The following is a 22,646-nucleotide window of genomic DNA, read 5'->3' as shown; positions in this document are numbered from 1 at the left end:
TTATTTCCCATCTAGGATAACACCCATTTGTGATAATGGTTCACCAAGTTTAGTTACAGCTTCGGCCAATTCCTTAGTATCTGCCTCACTCAAATCTGTATAAGACTTATAGTTTTTCTCATCAATCATGTGTTTGTCCAAAAGACCATTGACATTCTTGAATTCTGTTTCCAAAGTCTTAACAAGCTTAGCATCTTTCTTCTGGATCAATGGCTTGAAGAGTTCAAAGATTTTTTCTGCCCCTTCAATATTGGCACGGAAGTCGTAGAGGTCAGTGTGTGAGAAGACTTCTTCTTCACCTGTAATCTTTTGAGTGGCCACTTCGTTAAGAAGGTCTACTGCTCCTGTCAACATGATATCTGGAGTGACTTTAACAGTTGCGATTTTAGCCTTGAGTTCTTTAATATCGTTAACCAATTGATCTGCATAGGCATAGGCATAGGCAGTTGTACCCTCTGTCGTGTTGTATTGCCACATGATGCGTTCAATACGGTGGAACCCTAACCAGCCGTCTTCTGATTTATTTTCGTCCATGTAATCAACCAAACGGTAGTCGATTTTCACGTCAGACTCACCAAAGCTTTCTGCAATTGGCTCTGAACGTTCGTAAGCCATACGAATCAATGGGTATTGCTTCTTGGCTTCTTCAAGATTTCCTGACTTGAGGGTCTCACTGAATCCTTCGGTATCTTTCAAAAGCTGATCGATTTCGCCTTCCACGAAAGTTTTGTAATCACTTGTGGCCTGCTTCAATAGCTTTTGCTCACTAGCTGTGAGTTTTGAGCTAGTTGAGCTTGAATGACTTGAATTGCCAGATTTGGCACAAGCCGTCAATAAAAGTCCTGATGCTAAAAGAATAACACCAAGTTTGCTAAGTTTTTTCATGAATGTCTCCTATTTTCAAGATAGTGTTCGACTTTTGTCGTTATATATGTGAATCGTCGTTTTATCATTAATAATGAACGAACGATGGTAAGTCAATTATGATCTCTCGTATGTAAGAGAACATAATCTAAAATAACAGCAGAAACCAGCGCTGTCAACGGTTTTAGGCTATTTAAGAACTATTCTAAAGAGCAGATAAAAATGATTCTAAATAAAAGAAAAACAACAGGAAATAACCTGTTGCTACTTATTATTTCGTACGACGTTTTCTAAGGAAGCCTAGGCTAAGAATGCTTAGAAGACCTGCCAAAAAGAGTCCACGATTTGTCTTTTCACCAGTAGATGGCAGTTGCTTATCAGTTTGATGACTAGCTTCAGTTTTAGCCTAACCATTGTCACGATTAACAAGTTCAGCATCTCCAACAAGGTCCTCTTTACCTGAAGCCTTGGCAGTTGTTTTAGTTGCCTCAGTATCTTTTCCACCAAATGAATTGATCTTTTCTGAAGGCTGATCTACTGCCTCAGTTGGCGTCTGAGCATTAGTCAAACGAATAAATTTCGCTGTTAATGGGTCCAAGGTCAAGATGTGATTGTTGATTGCAACATCTGATAAGTCACTAATTCCAGATAGATTGACCTGATTTCCATCCGCCAAAACTATATAGGATAGACCATTTGTAATCTTGCTCAAATCAAACTGACGAGACTTGCTATCAGCATTGACATAGACAAGGTAATGGTCACCATTGAAAGCAACAGTTTAGTATCTCAATACCAAATCTTCTTGAGTGACATTGTTCGTACCTGGAACTGTCAATAGCGTCACACGTGCATCCACATCTGCTTTTGATTTAAAGTTGAAAGCATCTGTAGTCTTACGTAGGGCGATTAAACCTTTGGCAAAGGCACGTGTTTTCGTATTTTCTGGGAATGACTTAGTATCAGTCGCCTTAGTACAGTCAAAATGGTTAATGGCGTCACTAAAATCATAAGAATCATGGATAAAGTACGGATAATCAAACGGATTTCCTTTTTCATCAACTAAAAGATGAGCCTTATTCGGCACCTTGTCCTCAGAAACCGGATAACGATAGGCAGGATCGCGGAACTGTTTCGTACGACCATATTCCTGACCAGAATGAATAAAGGATGTTCCTTGAGCAGTCAAGACCATGAGGTTTTCTAGACGCAAGCGACGATGAATTACAGCATTATTCTCAGGCTTGCTTGGATCCTTCTTGATTGATTGGGCGATGATATCAAAAAGGGTCAAATTATCGTGAGCAGCAATATACTGGATAACGTCACCTGGGGAATCAGCCTCAAAGTTAGTTGGTTACGCCTTGATATTGTCAAAAACCTTATTAATATCACGTTTTCCACCTGTGATGAAGGCAGGTGTCCCCTCATTTGGATAACCTGATTTGAGGATATTTCGAATATCATCTGAAAATACAGCTACGGTATCTGTATTCTTCATCCAAGACTGATCGGCAGGCTGAACAGGACTATTTTCATCGCCAGCATAAGTCACCCAGCCCTCACCAAGCATAATGAGGTTTGGATTTAGAGCGCTTGCAGCAAGGTAAGCCTTCTCGATACTTTCAGCATCATGGTCACCCATCATATCAAAATGGAAACCATCAACCTTGTATTCCTTAGTAAGATAAGCAATCGAATCCACCAAGACACGACGACTCATATAGTGAGTCGTGCCTAGACGGACCACCTCCAAAACTCGAACGTGGTGTGCCATCAGCATCCATAAAGTGATAGTAATTTGGCTCAAGGTCTTCAAAAATAGCTGTCTTGGCTGTGTGATTGTAGACTACATCCAAGATAACATCCATACCGTGGGCATGAATAGCAGAAACTAAATTCTTGAATTCTTCGATACGTTTAGCTGGATCACTTGGCTTTTCAGAATACATACCCGTCAAAGAGAAATAGTTTTGTGGGTCATAACCCCAGTTATAGTTACTGTTACTTGATGCATGGGCATCCAAACGCTTCCCATTTTGCATTTCATTGACAAAATAGTAGCTTAATACTGGCAAAAGCTGAATATGGGTTACGCCAAGGTCTTTAAGATAATCCAAACGCTCCGCAAAGGCTGCAAAAGTCCCAAACTGGTGTTTCAATTCAGCTGAAATAGCCTTATCAGAGGTAAAATCACGGACATGATCCTCATAAATGATGGCATCTTCTCGAGATTTAAAGTTTGGAATCTTAGCGTAGTCAAGATCTTTTGGTCCATAATTAGCAAGATCTACAAAGGCAGCCTTGGCAATCTTGTGTTCAGGTCCCTGGCTGACATTGTCACTATTCCAAGCGGCCAAAGACTTCGCATACGGATCCAAAACGATTACAGACTGATCACCACGTTTGATGCGGTATTGATAGAAATAACCGGTTAAGTTTTCCAAACCAAAATCAGTCGCAAGCAAGTCATCTTGCCAAGTACCTCGAAGTCCTTTGCTTAGAGTATGTTCAGCAAGCACCTTATCTTGATTATTCTTATCATAGACAATGATATCTACTTGATCAGCACTTGGTGACCAAAGGGTCACATGTGCCTTAGTACCATTCTCTTCTAGACGAGCACCCAATTCGCCATCGTAACTGTAGAGGGCAACCTTCAATCGCCAACTATCAGATGTTTTAAAACTATCATTGCCAAAAGTGACCTTGTAAGGCAGATTTTTCGCAACAAAATCACCAGTTAATGTAGCTTTTTTGAACTTAGTATCCAACTCAAGCTGTTTAAGAATCACACTGTTACCATCCTTATACGTAACCTTGAGGTCTTTGAGAATGTCTTCAGATGAGACCTCGTCTAAGTTGGTGAAACTAAGTTCTATTTGGCTTGGACTAAGCTGCTGAGCCCCAGTCAAACGCACATCCTTGACAAAGTAAGGGTTGGTGTAGACTGTCGGATCAGTATCTACATAAACGTGAGTCGTATAGCTGCCGATAAGATTCTTATGATTAACAGTCGAAACATTGATTTCAGTGTGTGAGCCAGTAGGTGCTGTATTGTACCAAGAAAGGTTGCCTTAGTTGCTTTCTGACCATACAGCTACACGGATATTCTGAATCTGACGACCTTGTGGCGCTTGATCAACTACTACTGTAAAAACTACCTGCTTCTGAATTAACATTAGTGATATAGGTTTGCGTTTTTGTCTTAGCATTACGGAATTCAACTGTTGTCGTTGTCCCTCCTACACCAACTCGTGACCCATCATTTAAAATGTAGTGCAAATGAATATTGTACAAGCCTATTGAGTTTTTATGACTAGTAGCTTGAACATTTACCGTATAAGTGCCATTAGCTTGTCGTGTGGCTTCATACCAACGAATGTCATCTTGGCCATCTTTTTCAGACCAAATAGGTACTTGAACAGTACGAACACCTTTAGAACTATAGACATCACTGATAATGACATCAAAAGTACCAGTATCTTTATTGTTATTAACTACTGAAATGGTACCTACTGGTTTATTATGTTTTACATCTACAATAGTTTCAGTGACATAATGACGTTGGTTGGCATTATCTACGATGTAAACGTCAGCACGGTATTTACCAGTTGAATTCTTATGATCTGTTGCTTTGATAGTCACTCGGTAAGAACCGTCGGCTTGACGAGTTGCCTTATGCCAGGTAAGGTCATCTTGACCGCCAGCTAAACTCCATGAAGGAACAAGAACCTCTTTCAAACCTGTAGGAGCAACAATATTACGAACAACGGCATCAAAAGTACCTGCTGCAGTATTGTTGTTTTCAATTGTAAGAACACCACTTGGTCGAGCATAATCAACAGCCACTACTTTTTCAGCAATATAATGGCGGTTATTAGAGTTATCCACGATATAAGCATCGGCACGGTAATTTCTTTTAATGCCCTTATGCTCACTTGCATTAATGGTTACACGATAGCTGCCATCAGTTTGCTTGGAAGCCTTATGCCAAATAAGGTCGTCTTGACTATTTTCAAGACTCCATGTTGGCACCAAAACTTCCTTAACACCTAGTGGTGCTGTGATGTTAGTGATGACAGCATCAAAGGTACCATTTTCTTAGCATTATTATTTTCAATAGCAAAACTTACTTTAGGTTTCAACTGCTCTGATGTCTTACCAATGAAGACTTGAGTAGTTGTTCCGCCAACACCTGTTAATTGACCATCTTTTTGAACATAATAAAGATGAACATTATATAGGCCTGTTGAGTTTTTATGAGCTGAAGCCTTAACGTTTACTGTGTAAGTTCCATTATTTTGACGGTTAGCTGTATACCAGATAATGTCATCTTGACCATTAATTTCTGACCAAATTGGAACAGAGACTGTTTCAACGCCATTTGGTGCTTTGACATTAGAGATGACAACATCAAAGCTACCAAGAGTTGGATTGTTATTGACAATAGAAATGGTTCCACTCAAATTGCCTTGAGTGGCATCAACCTCAGCACTGGCATTTGCGGTGAAACCGTTCTGTATAGTCTATAGTCCACGCTATGGTCAAAGACATGTTTACCTGGCAAGAGATTAGCCGTAGCTGAAAACTGCCATGCACCAGTTTTGGCATTAAAGCACATGTTTTTGGCACTTGTTGCTGTAAGAGTTGATGATGGGTACTGTGCAACCCAGAAATTCTCAATCCCAAATTGAGAGGTTGAGACAGGGCCGCGGTAGCCTAGATTGTTCTCATCCAACCAGCTGGCACTTGTTAGAACATCAGGTTGTTATATCCATGCTTACGCATTTCGTTAACCCAAGCTTGGGTGTTACGGTTGATATTATAAAGCATCTTAGAGTCTTCGAAATCATTAACCATAACAGTACTCTTTGGAAGGTTCAGTTTTTGTGCAGCTTGGATGTAGAAACGAGCTTCTGCACGTGCTTCTTCCTCAGTTGTGTATCGAGAAAAATGATAGGTTGATACTTGAAGACCAGCAATTTGAGCATTGCGAACTTGTGAGGGTGCTTTAGGGTTGTTGTACCAAGTGTCCTCAGTCAACTTGACAACGACACCACCCACACCTTGGCGTGCAAGAGCACGATAGTCATCTACACTGATTTCACCATTATGGCTGCTGACATCGATAAAAGTCTTTTGTTGCACCTTAAGTGTTGGCGAAGGAACATCTGTAGAATTCGTTAATTTAGCAGGTGTTGCTACAGTGCTGTTTGATGTTTCAGAATTTGTCGCACTTGTAGAAACTGTTGCACTTTCTGAACTAACAACTGAAGATATTACTAAAGTTGATGCCGTTGCAGCCTCGGAACTCTGTGAAGCAGGAGACCGTAGATACCGCTGGAGAACTAGCTTTTGCCACTTTACTTGTAGCCGCAGGTTGACACTGATTTCCTTCAGTAACGGAAGGCGTTTGTGTCGCCACTTCGTCTGCTTGAGCAACCTGTGTTGTGACAGCCAAGAGAACAGCCGCACTATCATAGTAGATAAAATCTTTCGTTCGCATTTAACTTTCCTTTTGCATTTTTATAATGCTTTAACCATTCTACCATAGAAAAACTCTCACGGAAAAGTCATTATTAAAAATTTTCTAAATAAGACAGAAACATTATAAAATTCTAAACGCTAGTAAAATTGCGATTTATCTTATTTGAAAACCCTTTAACTACCTATTCGTATTTAATACTAAAAATGAAAAGAATTTTACGAGATTTAGCTGAATATGAAAATGTGTGACAAAAGAAAAAATCCTCAAACACCTGTCCGAGAATTTAATTTATCTTATTTACGTTTTGGTGGGTTATGAACAGCTTCTCCAAGTACATCAGCAAAAGCCTCATACATATTTTCAGAGAAAGTTGGGTGACCATGGATAGATTGCAAGAGTTCATCTACAGTCAGTTCATTTTCCATAATAGTTGCTGCTTCGTTAATCAACTCAGCAGCAGCCGGACCAATAATGTGAACTCCAAGGATTTCATGGTATTTCGCATCCGCAACGACTTTAACAAAGCCATGAGCTTCATTTGAGGCGATAGCACGTCCATTCCCAGCAAAGCTTGATTTACCAATGAGAACATCACCATATTTAGCGCGTGCATCTTCTTCAGTTAGACCACACATTGCTACCTCTGGGTGGGTGTAAACTGCCGCTGGTGTATAATCAAGGTGTGCCTTACGGACATTACCATGCATAGCATTTTCGGCTGCTACTTCACCCATACGGTAAGCAGCGTGAGCAAGCATCTTAGTTCCGTTTACATCACCAGGGGCGTAAATACCAGGGATAGAAGTTTCTTGGTATTCATTTACTTTGATACGGCCACGGTCGAGCTCAAGGTTAAGATTTTCAAGACCGTTCAATTGTGGCACACGCCCGATTGATAGAAGGGCACGTTCAGCCACAATCTCTTCGCCATTATTGAGTTTAAGTGTTAATTGGTTATTGCCTTCAACAATTTCAGAAACACCAACAGATGTCATAATCTTCATACCCTTCTTAGAAAGGATTTTTTGAAGCTCAAGTGACACTTCTTTATCCATAGCAGGTATGATACGATCAGCCATCTCTACAACTGTTACGTCAACGCCGTATGAAGCATAAACAAGACCAAGCTCGATACCAACGACACCACCACCCATAACAGCAAGTGATTTAGGCAATTCACGCAAATCAAGAATATCATCTGATGTCATCACAAGTTGTGAATCGATTCCAGGGATATCAATACGTGATACTTTTGATCCAGTTGCAAGGATGATGTTACGTCCCTTGATTGTTTCTGAGCCAATAGTGACAGTCTTATCAGGGTTAACTTGACCAAGACCATTGAAAATAGTTACCTTATTAGCTTTCAAAAGACCTTGCACACCACCAGTAAGGGTCTTAACAACAGAGTTTTTAAAGTCAACCGTCTTATCCATATCGATGGTGTAGTTTGTTGATGCTAGGTTGATACCACGACCTGCTGCAATTTTAAGTCCATCAAGGATTTCTGCGTTTTTAAGGTAGGTCTTAGTTGGGATACATCCCTTATTCAAACATGTTCCACCAAATTCTGATTTTTCAACGATGGCAACCTTACCGCCAAGTTGTGCTCCACGGATGGCTGCATAGTAACCAGCTGGACCACCACCAACAACAACGATATCATATTCGTTATCAGCAAGGGCTGCTTTTTCTGCTGTCGCTGGAGATGGTTGAGATGGAGCTTTAGGGACTTCAAGCCCAGCCGCTTCCAATTGAGCAGTTGCTTCTGCAGCTGGTGCGCTTGTAGAATTATCAGCCACAACTTCTCCTTCAGCTCCGATATAACCAATCACCTCAGTAACTGGTACTGTTTCACCAGCTTGACGGGTAATCTTCAAAAGAACACCTGAGTCTTCTGCTTCAAGTTCCATGTTTGTCTTATCTGACATGATTTCAAGAAGGATATCTCCCTCATTAACCACGTCTCCCTCTTGTTTTTTCCACTCAATGATTTCACCTTCCTGCATATCAACACCGAGCTTAGGCATAATAATCTCAAAAGCCATTTATAAGATACCAAGAGCGACCAGAAAGCGACTGAAAATTAGGTGCCCGGCACGTCAGCCTGCTGGCGTAGACGGACGGTTTATTTTCCAAGCTTTTCGCTCGGGTTCAGTTAAACCCTATGGTTCGCTCTCTCCTTTCTATTTAAAACTTCAGTTTTTAGATATTTTTCTTAAATCAACAATTCCATTGGATTTTCAAGCAAATGCTTTAAATCAACCATGAATTTAGCACCATTCATACCATCAACAATACGGTGGTCAATAGTCAAGCAAAGACCCATGATTGGCCGCACGACAACTTCACCATCAACAACAACCGGTGTTTGAATAGTTGCTGAAACACCAAGGATAGCTGAGTTAGGTTGATTAATGATTGGATTGAATGACTTGGTTCCAAACATTCCCAAGTTAGTAATAGAGAAAGTAGAACCTGACATTTCTGCCGCCTTCAATTTACCAGCCTGAGCTTTTTTGATGACATCCTTAGAGGCCACCACAAAGTCAGACAAACTCATCTTATCAGCACCATGAACGACTGGTACAACCAAGCCATCATCTAGACCAACTGCAATACCAAGATTAACAAATTTGTGTAATTCGATATTTTGTGCATCATTAATCAAGGATGCATTGAGGTAACGGTGTTCCTCTTTCATAAGGGTACGCACAACTGCCAAACCAATCAAATCAGTGAAGGTCACCTTCATACCAGTCTTATTCATGATTGGATCAAGAACTTGCTTACGAAGAGCTATAAGGTTAGTCATGTCCACATCATGGTTAAGAGTAAATGTTGGTGCAGTCAAGTATGAGTGCGTCATTCCCTTAGAAATAGCCTTACGCATAGCAGACATCGGAATGACTTCCACACCTTCTGGCAAGACTTTTTCAGGTTTAGCTTCAACCGCAGGTGCGGCTGCAGCCACCTTAACTTGTGCTGGAGCACTGATTGCAAGAATATCTTCCTTAGTAATCTTACCACCAAATCCTGTTCCAGATACGGTAGCTAAATCAATATCGAGGTCTGCTGCAATCTTGCGAGCCAATGGTGTTGCCTTAGGTTGAGCGCCCTTAAAGTTCTCAACATCATCTGCATGAATACGCCCTTTTGCCCCAGTTCCGAGAACTTGAGCGATGTCAATCCCCATCTCACGTGCCACTTTACGTGCTTTAGGTGTCGCGCGTATTTTGCCACCTTCATGAACAATAGCTACCTGTGGCTGAGGCTTAGCAGCAGGCGTTTCCACATCAGCAACTTTTTCAACTTGTGGCGCAGCTTCTGCAGCTGGTGCGATTGCAGCATTATCAGCCACAACTTCTCCTTCAGCTCCGATATAACCAATCACCTCAGTAACTGGTACTGTTTCACCAGCTTGACGGGTAATCTTCAAAAGAACACCTGAGTCTTCTGCTTCAAGTTCCATGTTTGTCTTATCTGACATGATTTCAAGAAGGATATCTCCCTCATTAACCACGTCTCCCTCTTGTTTTTTCCACTCGATGATTTCACCTTCCTGCATGTCTACACCGAGCTTAGGCATAATAATCTCAAAAGCCATTTATAAGATACCCAAGAGCGACCAGAAAGCGACTGAAAATTAGGCGTCTGGTTCACCCTCTCCTTTCAACATTAAATTATAATTTTCGATACCCCCACAGTTAAAACAAGAAATATATTTTACTAACGAGAAATATCACTTAACCGTCGCTAGATAGTTAGTTTCCTTTATTAGCCATCTTGATAATAGCAGCCTTAATCTTTTCAACATCTGGAAGAACCGCTTGTTCCAAGACACGCGCATAAGGTACAGGCACATCTTCACTTGCCAAACGTACAATTGGGTGGTCAAGGTAATCAAATGCTTCACTTTCAGTAACCATAGCAGCAATCTCACCGATGAAGCCACCTGTTTTATAAGCGTCATTGACCAACATAAGTTTTCCAGTCTTCTTAACTGATTCAAAAATCAATTCTTTATCAAGTGGAACGAGAGTACGAGGATCAACTACCTCAACATTAATACCTTGTTCAGCTACTTCTTCAGCCGCCTTAAGAACACGTTCCAACATACGACCATACGTGACAATAGTAAGGTCAGTTCCTTCGCGTTTGATTTCACCTTTTCCAAGTGGAATATAGAAATCAGGATCTTGTGTAACTTCTTCTTTTTTGCCATAAAGAGCTTTTGGTTCCATGAAGATAACAATGTTATTGTCCTGAATAGAAGATTTCAAAAGACCTTTAGCATCGTTTGCATTACCAGGAGCAACAACTTTGATCCCTGGAATATGAGTCAACCATGACTCAAGAGATTGTGAGTGTTGCGCTGCAGATCCGATACCTGAACCAGAAGCTACACGGAAAGTTACAGGAGTCTTTAAACCACCACCAAACATGTAGTTGTTTTTAGCACCATTATTAACGATAGCATCAAGGGCAATAGTGATGAAGTCCATGAAAGTCAAATCAACGATTGGACGAAGACCTGTAATAGCAGCACCCACGGCTGCACCAGCAATTGCTGCTTCTGAAATTGGTGTATCTTTAACACGTTTTTCACCAAATTCCGCCAACATACCAACTGATGTACCGAAGTCACCACCATAGATCCCGACATCTTCACCCATAAGGAAGATGTCGGGATCTTTACGCATTTCCTCGCTCATAGCAAGGTTTACTGCCTCACGCAAGGCCATCAATTTTGTTTCACTCATACTTGTATTACTCATCCTTTCTCTTTAGTCTACCCATACATCTTCAAAGGCAACTGAAAGTTCTGGATCTGGGCTATTTTGGGCGAACTCATAAGCCGCATCAACCTGTGCCTTAACTTGGCTTTGGATAGCATCTAACTCTTCCACACTTGCGATATTTTCAGAAACAAGATAGTCGCGGTATCTAATAATTGGGTCGTTGTTGTTCTTCCACTCGTCAACTTCTTCCTTAGTACGGTAAACACCCGCATCGGCCGTAGAGTGACCAAACCAACGGTATGATTTAACTTCAACAATAGCAGGACCATTTCCACCACGAACATGGTCAACAGCCTTACCCATTGTATCATATACAGCCATTACATCGTTACCATCTTCGCAGTAGAATCCAGGAATACCATAGGCTTCTGCACGTGTATACAAGTGAGGAGTGTTGGTAGCTCTACGAATATCCATTGAGATACCATAACGGTTATTAATAATGAAGAAGATAACAGGTAATTTCCAAGTAGCTGCCATATTGACTGACTCATGGAATGAACCTTCATTAGTAGCGCCATCACCTGAAAAGGCAACAACGATATTTCCAGTTTCTTTGTACTGTTGAGTAAGGGCTGCACCTACAGCAAGAGCGTAACCACCACCAACGATACCGTTAGTACCATAGTTACCTTTTTCAAAGTCAGCCAAGTGCATAGAACCACCACGCCCCTTAGAAACTCCTGTTGCCTTACCAGCAAGCTCTGCCATCATTTTATTCAAATCCATGTCCTGAGCAATAGATTGTCCATGACCACGGTGATTTGAAAAGAAGATATCGTCATAACTTAAGTGTTGGACAGCTCCAACGTTAGCGGCTTCCTCACCTACTGAAAAGTGAGTCATTCCTTGAACAAAACCACGACGAACTAATTTATTAATACGTGAATCGAATTCACGGATACGTTCCATTTTAGTGAACATCTCAAGATGTGTCTCTTTAGAAAGTTTTACCATATCGATCTCCTCTATCGAATTTTTTATATACGTATAGGATAGGTTAAAAAAACTTAATGAGCAAGAAATATGCTTAAAAAATGAAAAGCCTTACATCCTTATCACTTATAGGCAATTCGTATGCTCTTTTTCAAAGCGTTATGCTATAATTGGATAGATTTTACTCAAACTCAAATAGGGTATTTATTATATTGAGTGATGCCATGATTCATGGGCTTACAGCATGAATAGCACCTATACTTCAATTTGTTATCTTCAAGGTAACTAGGAAAAGGCTGACGAGATATTGAATTCTCATCTTAACAGGTTTAGGCATTATAGCTTTCAGTTTCTTGCGAATCCCATTCCCAAAATCTGGCTTCATTGCTCTTGTGTTTCTAGTAACAGCTAGTTCTCACAAGAATCTTAGACATACCATTCTAGAGGCATTCTTTATCCCATATACCTTTTCTTTAATGGCAAGACTTAAGTAATTGTTTTTCAGGTCTTAAAAGGCACCGCCTCCGCCTCCTCCGCCACCACCAGAGAAGCCACCACCTCCAAAGCCGCCACTACCACTATTTGAATTGATAGAAAAGCTACTTACGGTATCTGAGGCAGAAACATATGATTCTAGATAATTAACATTATTCAGCATAATAAATGGTATCGCAGAATAAGTAAACTCATCTAGAGATGGATTACTGAGGTGGATGTTGTAACGTTTTAGGACATCACTAACTTTTTTCGCCTGTCCATAGAGTGTCGCATAAACCAAGATACGATTCCAAAGGATAACAGATTCTAGTTCGGATTTTTTAAAACTAGGAATACTCTTAATCATATTTTTAAAGCTATGCCACTGGTAATACGTTGAAATTTGAGTTGCATCAAGACATCTCTGACGACGTCTTTTCACCAAGAACCAGAATAAAACGGTAAGTCCTGCTATAGGTAGAAGTCCGAGAATATAGTAAAAACCAAGACCTGATCCAAAGGCAGCAAATAAGAACAAGATTGAAAGACTACAAAGCATCATTGAAAGTACCAAAGCTGCTACTCCCAATATGTTAAATGTCTTTTCTTTCGCACTAAAATCTCTATAAATTTTAGGAAGTCCTAGCGCAAATTCCTCTTTTGATACACCTTTTGCTACCTGATAGCCGTCATTAGTAAATTGATATTTGACACGTTTTCCTTGAGAACAAATAGCTTCACGCTCATAGCTTGTTCTAGCACTCTTGAATTGTTTATCCAGAGCATCTTTATCAAGATAATAGCGCGAGAACATTTCACTATCTCTAATTTCCATGCGACCATCAAACAACATATCCAAGAAAGATCCTTCAAATGAAGAGAGGCCTTCCTTTTCAATACGTGTAAGAATATTACTATCACCTTCTCGCCTAAAGGTGAGATAACCTCTATCAATCAAATCAAGCATGGTTGCTTGAACCATATGTTTGAACTTCAAAGGACCTGTTTCTTCTTTTAGTCCTGTTTTATCGAAAGACTGATTATAAACATTCTTGGCTAGGACCAAAGGTGCTAAATCTTGAGGGGCTTCATAAAGACGTGCATCTCGAGGGAAGGAAGGCGTCCTAGTACTATAAAGAACAATGAGGTAACAGAAAATACCCACAAGAACAAAGCTTAAGATCACAAGTGGCAAGATGACATAAAATAGATGTCGAAACTTTTCTTTAGATTCCTTGATATTTCTTTCTTTTTTAAGAAAGTCTGCCTCATTCGTTTTATTTAATAAATAAGCCTGATTATTTTCTCGCAAAGTATTAGTCATCGGCCAGTAGGCATGTAATTCCAATTTACCTGATGCTGGTAAATTGTCTACATGAACCTGATAACCTGTAGCAGTACGTTTAACATGTGGGTCTTTTCCAAAATAACCAGCGTGAGCGTAAAGCTCTCCTTGACTTGCATCTAGACCATCAACTGTGAAATCAACCTGTCCAAATCCTTTGTCCCAATCAGAGATAGGAAACCAATTTAAAACTGCAATATCTGAATATAGATTCAACAACTGTTGGATTTGCCAAGTAACTTTGAGAACGACCCTATCACCATCTGAACCTGAATTATAAACTTTGAGTTTAATACCATCATAAGAGTCTGTTTTTTCAACTGTAATATCTGTTTTTTCTTTCCCATTTACGGTTGCTGAAACCTTTGGGTCATCCATGATAGAATAACCACCAATTTTCCCCAAGGTTACATACTGACCTTTATAATCACTATCAAAATCATAAGTCACTTCCTGAGTAAACGTCGCATTACCATCATCATGAATTGAAAGGTGACCAACATAGGAAGGCAGACTATACTCTACCTCATCCTCATCAGCTTGAACGTGTTGCAAAGACAATGGCAGAAAACAGGCTAACAAAACAGTAAAAGCAACATATTTAACGAGGCCTTTAAGTATCTTTTTCATCATTTTGCTCCTTCAAGGACTAAAAAAGCAGCTGCAACACCAAGTGTCTCGAAGTGCCCTGTTCTAATCCACTATTTAGGCTTGATAAACAATCTCACCGTCACAGATAGTGTATTTAACACTGCCCGTAAGCTCTTCGCCTACAAATGGTGAATTGGCTGCTTTAGACTTAAAGTCTGCTGTAACCTGACGTTTTTCCTTATCTGCAAAGATAACAAGATCTGCTGGTCCATTTTCAGCCAAATAACCGGCATCGAACCCATAAAGATCAGATGGGTTGCTTGTCATTAATTTCAATAATTCTGTCAAACTTAAATGTCCTGCTTCAACTAAATAAGTTAAACCAAGAGATAGAGAGGTTTCCAGACCAGTCATCCCTGATGGTGCTTTAGTCACATCAGCCACATTCTTTTCATCTGCGTGGTGTGGCGCGTGGTCCGTAGCAATGACTGAGATTACTCCAGATTTCAAACCTTCGATAACGGCTTGACGGTCTGATTCCAAACGAAGTGGTGGGTTCATCTTGGCATTAGCGCCTTTTGAGAGTAAGAGGTCTTCAGTTTTTGAGAAGTGCTGCGGCGCCACTTCAGCAGTGACTTGTGCTCCAAGTTTTTGAGCAAACTCAACGACTTTTACAGATTCAGCTTTTGACAAGTGTTGAATATGAACATGTGCTTGTGTATCATAAGCAACCATGACATCACGCGCAATCATGCTGTACTCAGCTACGCCAGTTGCCCCACAAATATGAAATTCTTTTTTAGCAATATTTTCATTGAAACCGAGAACACCATTAAGATCAGGATCCTCCTCGTGAAGACTGATAAAGGTATTATTCTCTTTAGCTAACTCCATGGCTTTTTTGACAATCCCAGCATTGGTCAATGGAATACCGTCATCTGAGAATCCAACAGCACCTGCTTCAAGCAAACCCTTGAAATCAGTAATATTTTCACCATCAAAGTTCTTTGTAATAGTCGCAACAGACTTAACATGGATATTTTCCTTAGCTGCTGAAGTCAAGACCTCTTTCAAAGTTTCCTTGTCTGAAATCGTTGGATTCGTATTAGCCATCATCACAACTGTTGTAAAACCACCTGCAGCCGCTGCCAAGGCACCCGTATGAATGTCTTCCTTATGGGTTTGACCTGGCTCACGGAAGTGAACATGGATATCCACCAAACCAGGAGCAACCACAAGACCAGTCGCATCGATAACTTGGGCATCTCCCGCATCGATATTTTCAGCAATTTTAACGACTTTTTTTCCGTCCACAAGAACATCGGCTTGCGTGTCCAAACCAGATTTAGGGTCAACAACACGACCATTTTTAATCAGTAACATAATCTTCCAACTTTCTATTTTACTTCAACCAATCAATTGGGGGTTGTCCTTGAGATACGAGGTAGGCATTGGCTTTTGAAAAAGGCTTGCTGCCAAAAAAACCGCGATAGGCCGATAAAGGGCTAGGATGAGCACTCTCAATAATGGCATGCTTAGGATTGGTTACTAGTGATTTCTTCTTACGAGCATAGCCGCCCCAAAGTATAAAGACAACCGGAGTATCCTTTTGATTGAGAACCTTAATCACAGCATCTGTAAAAGGTTCCCAAATCTGACCAGCATGACCATTGGCTCGACCAGCTGGAACAGTCAGACAGGCATTAAGTAATAGCACTCCTTGCTCGGCCCAAGTTGTTAAATCATGATGACTTCTAGGACCAAGATCCTCCCCCAATTCTTTGAGAATATTAACCAAAGAAGGTGGAGCTGGAATCGTCTCAGGTACTGAAAATGACAAACCCTGAGCCTGATTAGGACCATGGTAAGGGTCCTGTCCAAGGATAACCACCCGGACTTTTTCAAAAGGAGTCTCTAACAAAGCATTAAATACCTTGTCTCGTGGGGGATAAATTGTTCCCTCTTCATAGACCTTGTCCATAAACTGATTTATCTTTGAAAAATAATGGTTAGGCAATTCCTCTTTTAGAAGCCTGTGCCATGTCGAATGTTCCATAAAAACCTCTTTTAGACTGTTATACACACTAAATTATACCACATTTTGTAGATAATATTCGGAAAATACTGAAAAATAGTATGTGATAGCTGTTTCTTCAATATTTTCATTTTAAGAAAGACGATTCATATTAACAATCAAGGTATTACAGGCTTTAAGTAACTATTCTTTTGTGCTATAATAAATTATTATATTTAAACAAAAAGGTAAATCTATGACGACGTATGAAAATTTAAGGGTAGCCAGACGAGGTCCCATCGTTAGTATTGCAGCCTACTTACTTCTTACCATTGCCAAACTTATTGCTGGACATTTTTTAAACTCCAGCTCATTGATTGCCGATGGTTTTAACAACTTATCTGATATTTTGGGGAATGTCGCCCTACTCATTGGATTACAGCTGGCTAGTCAGCCAGCTGATTCAGATCATAGGTTTGGACATTGGAAGATTGAAGATTTATCAAGCTTAGTTACTTCCTTTATCATGTTTGTAGTAGGCTTCCAAGTCCTAATTCAAACAGTCCGAAAGATTTTTTTAAGAGAAGAAACTGTCGTCGATCCTCTTGGTGCTGCCGTCGGAGTCCTCTCTGCTATTGTCATGTGTGCAGTCTATTTCTATAACAAAGGGTTAGCAAAAAAACTAAAATCCAGTGCCCTTATCGCAGCTGCTAAGGACAACCTATCAGATGCCGTGACCTCTATTGGAACTTCAATTGCCATCGTCGCAGCATCCTTCAACCTTACCATCATAGACTATATTACTGCTATTATCATCACCTTCTTCATCCTAAAGACAGCCTATGATATCTTCATGGAAGCAACCTTCAGCTTGTCAGATGGCTTTGATGAGAGAAATCTTAAGGCCTATGAAAAAGCCATTCTGAATATTCCTAAAGTTACCAAAGTTAAAAAGCAACGTGGACGTTCCTATGGTAGTAATATCTACCTTGATATTGTGGTTGAAATGAACCCTGACCTCTCCGTCTACGAGAGCCACGCCATTACGGAACAAATTGAAGAAATCCTCAGTGAGCGTTTTTCTGTCTATGATACTGATGTCCATGTAGAGCCTGCTGCAATTCCTGAAGACGAAATTTATGGGAACGTCCTTCGCAAACTCATTCGGAATGAAAAGATTATCTTATCAAAGATTCCAGGCTACGAAAACCTCTTAGCACCCGATTTCTTTTTGATTGATGAAAACGGCCATCATCAGAACCGGGAAGACGTCATTGCTAATCATCAACCGCTTCTCAATAACTTTGACAAGTTTAAGATGACATCCATCAGTCAAAAAACTAAATTAATTAGTTACGAACTGGGAGGAAATTTCCATACCAGCATCTGGCGCCGAAATGAGACATGGTTTATGATTTACCATCAAGTTACAGCTATAAAAGATAAAGAGTAACGAGCAAATCAGCTTGTTTTTTTGTTATCAAAAGTATGTGATTTTTAAACCACTATAGATTCTAAAAAATGTATTAAAATATAAAATATTTCGAAAACTAAGTATTTTATACGGTATAATGGAGGTATTTATCACTATTAAATTTGTTTTTTAATTTTGATTGATACGCAATTTCTATTAAGTATATAACTGGGTTCCGCCTATGACAGAACCCATATAAAATAAAGGAGACGCATTATTAAAAAAGAAAATTGTTTCCATCCTTTTATCAGCTTGTCTAGCCCTAGCCCTACTTTGTCTAGTGCAGATGAATTAATGGATATTACACGCGCTGCTGGTTATACTGAAGCAACAGAGGCCTATCGTCCTAAATCTACTCTGTTAATTGATGGAACCACCGGAGATGTTCTCTGGGAGGAGAATGCTGATGAAATTTCGTGACCCAGCCTCTATGTCTAAGGATATGACGCTGTATTTGGTCTTCGAAACCATGTCCAAAGGAGAAATTTCAGAAGAAACTGTTATTACAGCTACTCCTACAGACCAAGCTATTGCCGATATTTATGAAATCTCCAATAACAAGATTGTTGCTGGTGTTGACTAAACAGTTTCTGAGCTCATTACCATGACGTCGGTGCCATCCTCTAACATTATAACTGTGATGCTAGCCAACTACTTGACCAATAATGATCCTGATAAATGGCTAGACATGATGAATGAAAAGTCCAAAGAATTAAGTATGACCAATACCAAATGGTTTAACGCCTCAGGTGCAGCTGCGGTAGCCTTCAAAGGTTACTACAGCTGCACCTGAGGCGTTATGATAACAATCAGAGCAATCAAACGACTGCGCGTGATTTGGTCATCATGACATATAACTTTATCAAAAAGTATCCTTATATTCTTAAATACACTAGCAAACCTGTTGTAGCTGTTAAAGAGGGAACACCTTACGAAGAAACTTTTGAAACCTACAACTATTCAATTCCTGGTGCTGATTATGGTCTCAAGGGGGTAGATGGCTCGAAGACAGGGTCTAGCCCAGAAGGTGCTTTCAACTATATTGATACCATCAAGCATGGCAATCAGCGAATGATTGCTATTATCATGGGGTCAGGGGACTGGTCAGATCAAACTGTTGAAGAAATCCGCCATACCTTTGGTAATGCTCTGGTTGAGAAAATGTATAAAGATTTCTCTTACAAGAAAGTCCTTAGCAAAGGTGAACAAGAGATCGCTGGTAAAAAATATAATGTCGAAAATGATGTCTACGCCACAGTCAAAAAAGGCCAAGAACCAAAAATCTCTGCAAAAGATGACCAAATTGTCATTGATAACGGCCTGAAAACAGTATCGCCTAATATCAAACCAACCTCAGTCAAAGATACTAAAGCTGGCTTCTTCCTTTATTCTTTTGATCAAAAGAATAAACAGACAAGTAATCATAAAACATCTATGAAAAATTTTGCTTTGTTCTGCTTCCTCCTGTTACCAATTTACGTTATCTACCTGATTTTCAACAATGAAAAAAAGCGACATCAAAAATTCAACGAACGTCGTCAAGCACGATAAATGAATAACTAAGAAAAACGTGCTCAGAAAAGCACGTTTTTAGTTATCTCCAAGAAATATTTTGAGATTGGTCATATCATTACGCATTTGTTTCAATCCTTCTTGATAAATGGCTTCGAACTTTTCTGGGTCCTTTTCCAATCTACCAACTTCAAGCGCATGCTCTGGACGAATGGCATAGACTTTTCCAGATTTTTCCAAGGTCTCAATCTTCTCAATGCTCTTATTGTAGTGAATATGTCGATTTGAAGCAACCTCAACAAATTCAGGATACTTGCGGTAAAAGAGTTTGTAGATGCGCTTGCTAGTTTTAGAAGGATGTTTTCGATAACCCTTAGGACGTGTCAAAACTACAATAAGTTTGTCAAATTCCATATTTTCCATGAAATCAATAGGAAGACTATCAGCCAGACCACCATCCATGTAGCGTTTGCCCTTGTACTCGACTATTTCAGAAACCAGAGGTAGTGCAGAACTGGCACGAAGGGCTTCCATCTGCTCAAAGACATGATCAATCTTAATATAGTCTGGTTTTCCCGTCTTAATATCTGTAGCGACCACATAGAAGGGAACACCCGACTCAGCAAAAGCGTCCTGATCAAAAACATCTAACTCCATAGGAACCTTATAATAGGAGAACTCCTTATTAACGAAGTTACCGGTTGTCAACCATGACCAAAAACTCATGTAACGACGGTCTCCCATGAATCGCTTGTTATAGCGAAGAGCTCTTTTGGGTTGGTTAGACAGATAATTGACACCGAAAAGCGCTCCAGCAGATACCGAAACAACACCATCCACCTTAATCCCTGCTTCTAAAAAAGCGTCTAAAACTCCAGCTGTGTATAAGCCACGCATACCACCGCCTTCGAGGACTAAGCCTACCTTCATTCTAAAATCTCCTTTATAATTGGTTCTGCTATGACCTGATAAGCTTGTGGATTCAAGTGCAAACCATCAGTTGTGTAGTTGGCATTTAACTGTCCTTGAGCATCTGTAAGGTAATCAAACAAATCAACATAAGTCACACCAGGTAGGACTTATGTTGATTAAGTTCACCTACAGTAGCATTGTTTCGAATTTTAACATTCGAGGCATGTTCCAATCTTTCACTGACAGGAAAGATACTTAGCAAATAGATTTCTATATATAGAGATTCTTGTCGAATTGTCATGATAATATCGGAAATACGATTAACAACATCTTGAATGGGGTAACCTCGTCCAATGTCATTAATTCCAATCAAGATAACCAATTTACTGGGTTCCAAATCTAAAATTTGCTCTTTAAGGTGTTCTAAAGCCAAACCGAGTCTATTCCTGCAACTCCGCGGTTAACCAAAGGAAATTCTCGACCTAAGTACTTTTTCAATGCAAAAAACTCCGTGATGGAGTCCCCTGCAAAAACAATTTGGCCCTTGTCTAACTTTTGATTTTCACTTACAAATTTAGCTAAACGCTCTTTTTGATAGGCCACAAGCTCAGGCCTAGTTGTTTCAATCATACCTTATCCTTTTTTCTTAAATATTATACGACCTACAGTAACTAAAGCTAGGACAGTTCCAAGTCCAAGAAAAAGCCAAGCAAGATTTTGAAAATCTGATTTATTGGACAAAAGAGCACCAGACAGAAGAAATGCTAATGTCAGCAAGGCTAAAACCATGTTATTTAAAACTTTCTCAAAGACTTTAACCCTACCTGAAAAGTTAATAAAATCATGGTTAAGCACGATTCGTCCGTTTAAAATCAGCTCCAAAAGCTGATGAAGATGGTGTGGAATATTTTTCCCATTGCGAAGCAGGTAAAAGAGCTCAATCAAGATAGTCTCTTTATTTAAGGCCTGCTTAAGCATATCCGGCCCCATATTCTCTAGGAAGTAATCCTTGGCCAGGGTCATAAGATCAATATTTGGTGCAAATTCTCGAAAAATACCTTCAATTTGAAGCGAAGCCTTCTCCAAAATAGTGATTTGAGAAGGGGCTTTAAGATGATTCTTCTGGAAAACAGTCAGCAAATCTTCAAGCAAATCTGTCATCGACAAACTTCCTATGTCTACACCAGAATAACGGCCCAGCATCTGCTCCACATCCTGACTTAGAACTGCACTATTTAGACCATTATCAAACTGTGTGATTGATAGGATTGCCTTGGTCATGCCGTCAACATCTTGTGCGGTAAAACTATATAGGATATCATTTAAGGACGAACGCATCCCCACTTCCAACTCACCCATAATTCCAAAATCAATGAAATAAATCTTGCCATCGCGTACCAACAGATTTCCAGGATGAGGATCGCCATGAAAATAACCATCTTTGAAGACTTGCTTGATAAACGACAGCATAAGCTTCTTGCCTACATCTTCCAAGTCATAACCAGCTTCAAGCAGTTGACTATAATGATTAAGCGGAATCCCATTGATGTACTCTTCGACTATGAGATGAGGTGTCGTGAATTCATCATAAACCTCTGGAACACCCAGACAAACCACTCTCTTATTGTTAGCCCTAAAACGTTTCATGGCCTCTGCTTCATTCCTGAAATCAAGTTCCTTGATTAGGGTTTCACGCAGATTTTCCAAGACCTCTTGAACATCGACCATGGAGATAAAATGCTTGGGTATATGCCGTGCAAGCTTAATAAGAAGCTGGATATCTTCGTTTACGATATCATCAATACCTGGTCTCTGAATTTTTATAATCACTTCCTGACCAGACAACAACCTTGCTCGATGGGTCTGAGCGACAGACCCAGAGGCCAGAGGCTCTTTAGAAAAATCGACGAAAACCTCAGAAAGATCAGTTGGCAATTCTTGCCTAATGGCAGTCATGACCTCCTCTTTATTCAATGGAGGAACACTACTTTGGAGTTTTGATAATTCTCGGATATAGGCCTCTGACAAAAGATCCGAGCGTGTCGATAGAATTTGCCCAATTTTAACAAAACTTGGTCCCAATTGCTCGAAAGCTTGACGGAGCTTGACAGGTGTTGTTTGTTGGTCTTGAGGAAGGTGTTTTTCACGATAAGAAAGGAGACCAACTGACGAGAAAACCTTCAACACATGTCTCAATCGTTTACTTGCCATTTTAGTCCCCTTACATT

11 protein-coding genes and 4 pseudogenes are annotated in these 22,646 nt (G+C 40.0%); 2 read left to right on the top strand and 13 right to left on the bottom strand.

Annotated elements, in window-relative coordinates; translation table 11 throughout:
* The 10 genes and pseudogenes from efeO to NST05_RS05815 form a co-directional block, all read right to left on the bottom strand.
* A complete protein-coding gene (gene efeO / locus NST05_RS05870; RefSeq protein ID WP_084828821.1) occupies positions 1 to 885 on the bottom strand; it encodes an iron uptake system protein EfeO in 885 nt (294 codons plus the stop codon).
* 250 nt (positions 886 to 1,135) lie between these two features.
* Positions 1,136 to 3,830, bottom strand: a pseudogene (locus NST05_RS11080) (pullulanase); the annotation flags it as partial.
* Positions 3,828 to 6,373, bottom strand: a pseudogene (locus NST05_RS11075) (GBS Bsp-like repeat-containing protein); the annotation flags it as partial. The pseudogenes NST05_RS11075 and NST05_RS11080, both read right to left, overlap by 3 nt.
* Before the next feature lie 275 nt (positions 6,374 to 6,648).
* Entirely contained in the window at positions 6,649 to 8,403 is a 1,755-nt protein-coding gene (gene lpdA, locus NST05_RS05845) for a dihydrolipoyl dehydrogenase (RefSeq protein WP_011227227.1), read from the bottom strand.
* A 170-nt stretch (positions 8,404 to 8,573) separates the two neighbouring features.
* Positions 8,574 to 9,962: a dihydrolipoamide acetyltransferase gene (locus tag NST05_RS05840; protein WP_084828823.1), complete on the bottom strand. Its 1,389-nt coding sequence runs from the start codon at positions 9,960 to 9,962 to the stop codon at positions 8,574 to 8,576.
* Between the two features lie 157 nt (positions 9,963 to 10,119).
* The gene (locus NST05_RS05835) at positions 10,120 to 11,118 is read right to left on the bottom strand and encodes an alpha-ketoacid dehydrogenase subunit beta (RefSeq protein WP_002950819.1); all 999 of its coding nucleotides are present in this window, start codon (positions 11,116 to 11,118) and stop codon (positions 10,120 to 10,122) included.
* Positions 11,119 to 11,142: 24 nt separating this feature from the next.
* Positions 11,143 to 12,114: a thiamine pyrophosphate-dependent dehydrogenase E1 component subunit alpha gene (locus tag NST05_RS05830; RefSeq protein ID WP_023909664.1), complete on the bottom strand. Its 972-nt coding sequence runs from the start codon at positions 12,112 to 12,114 to the stop codon at positions 11,143 to 11,145.
* Positions 12,115 to 12,601: 487 nt separating this feature from the next.
* A complete protein-coding gene (locus NST05_RS05825) occupies positions 12,602 to 14,545 on the bottom strand; it encodes a DUF2207 domain-containing protein (RefSeq protein WP_340742988.1) in 1,944 nt (647 codons plus the stop codon).
* Between the two features lie 75 nt (positions 14,546 to 14,620).
* Positions 14,621 to 15,889 (bottom strand): dihydroorotase, encoded by a 1,269-nt coding sequence (locus tag NST05_RS05820; protein ID WP_071417441.1) that lies wholly within the window; start codon positions 15,887 to 15,889, stop codon positions 14,621 to 14,623.
* 19 nt (positions 15,890 to 15,908) lie between these two features.
* Positions 15,909 to 16,562 (bottom strand): uracil-DNA glycosylase, encoded by a 654-nt coding sequence (locus NST05_RS05815; protein ID WP_014621599.1) that lies wholly within the window; start codon positions 16,560 to 16,562, stop codon positions 15,909 to 15,911.
* A gap of 214 nt (positions 16,563 to 16,776) precedes the next feature.
* On the opposite strand from NST05_RS05815, the gene NST05_RS05810 reads away from it, so the two are divergent.
* Together NST05_RS05810 and NST05_RS05805 are read left to right on the top strand one after the other, a co-directional pair.
* A complete protein-coding gene (locus NST05_RS05810; protein WP_014621600.1) occupies positions 16,777 to 17,973 on the top strand; it encodes a cation diffusion facilitator family transporter in 1,197 nt (398 codons plus the stop codon).
* A gap of 250 nt (positions 17,974 to 18,223) precedes the next feature.
* Positions 18,224 to 19,545, top strand: a pseudogene (locus tag NST05_RS05805) (D-alanyl-D-alanine carboxypeptidase family protein).
* A gap of 39 nt (positions 19,546 to 19,584) precedes the next feature.
* On the opposite strand, the gene NST05_RS05800 reads toward NST05_RS05805, so the two are convergent.
* The 3 genes and pseudogenes from NST05_RS05800 to NST05_RS05790 form a co-directional block, all read right to left on the bottom strand.
* Positions 19,585 to 20,436, bottom strand: coding sequence for a patatin-like phospholipase family protein (locus tag NST05_RS05800; RefSeq protein WP_014608321.1), 852 nt, complete (start codon positions 20,434 to 20,436; stop codon positions 19,585 to 19,587).
* A pseudogene (locus NST05_RS05795) lies at positions 20,433 to 21,048 on the bottom strand (SGNH/GDSL hydrolase family protein). Before NST05_RS05795 ends, NST05_RS05800 begins: the two are co-directional and overlap by 4 nt.
* A gap of 3 nt (positions 21,049 to 21,051) precedes the next feature.
* A complete protein-coding gene (locus NST05_RS05790; RefSeq protein WP_111679602.1) occupies positions 21,052 to 22,629 on the bottom strand; it encodes an ABC1 kinase family protein in 1,578 nt (525 codons plus the stop codon).
* Positions 22,630 to 22,646: the final 17 nt, after the last annotated feature.

It is taken from the genome of Streptococcus sp. FSL E2-3494 (assembly GCF_038007085.1).
In the GTDB taxonomy this organism is placed as follows: Bacteria; Bacillota; Bacilli; order Lactobacillales; family Streptococcaceae; genus Streptococcus; species Streptococcus thermophilus.
The sequence above is the reverse complement of the archived record's forward strand: the minus strand, read 5'-3'. Positions and strand labels throughout refer to the sequence as shown.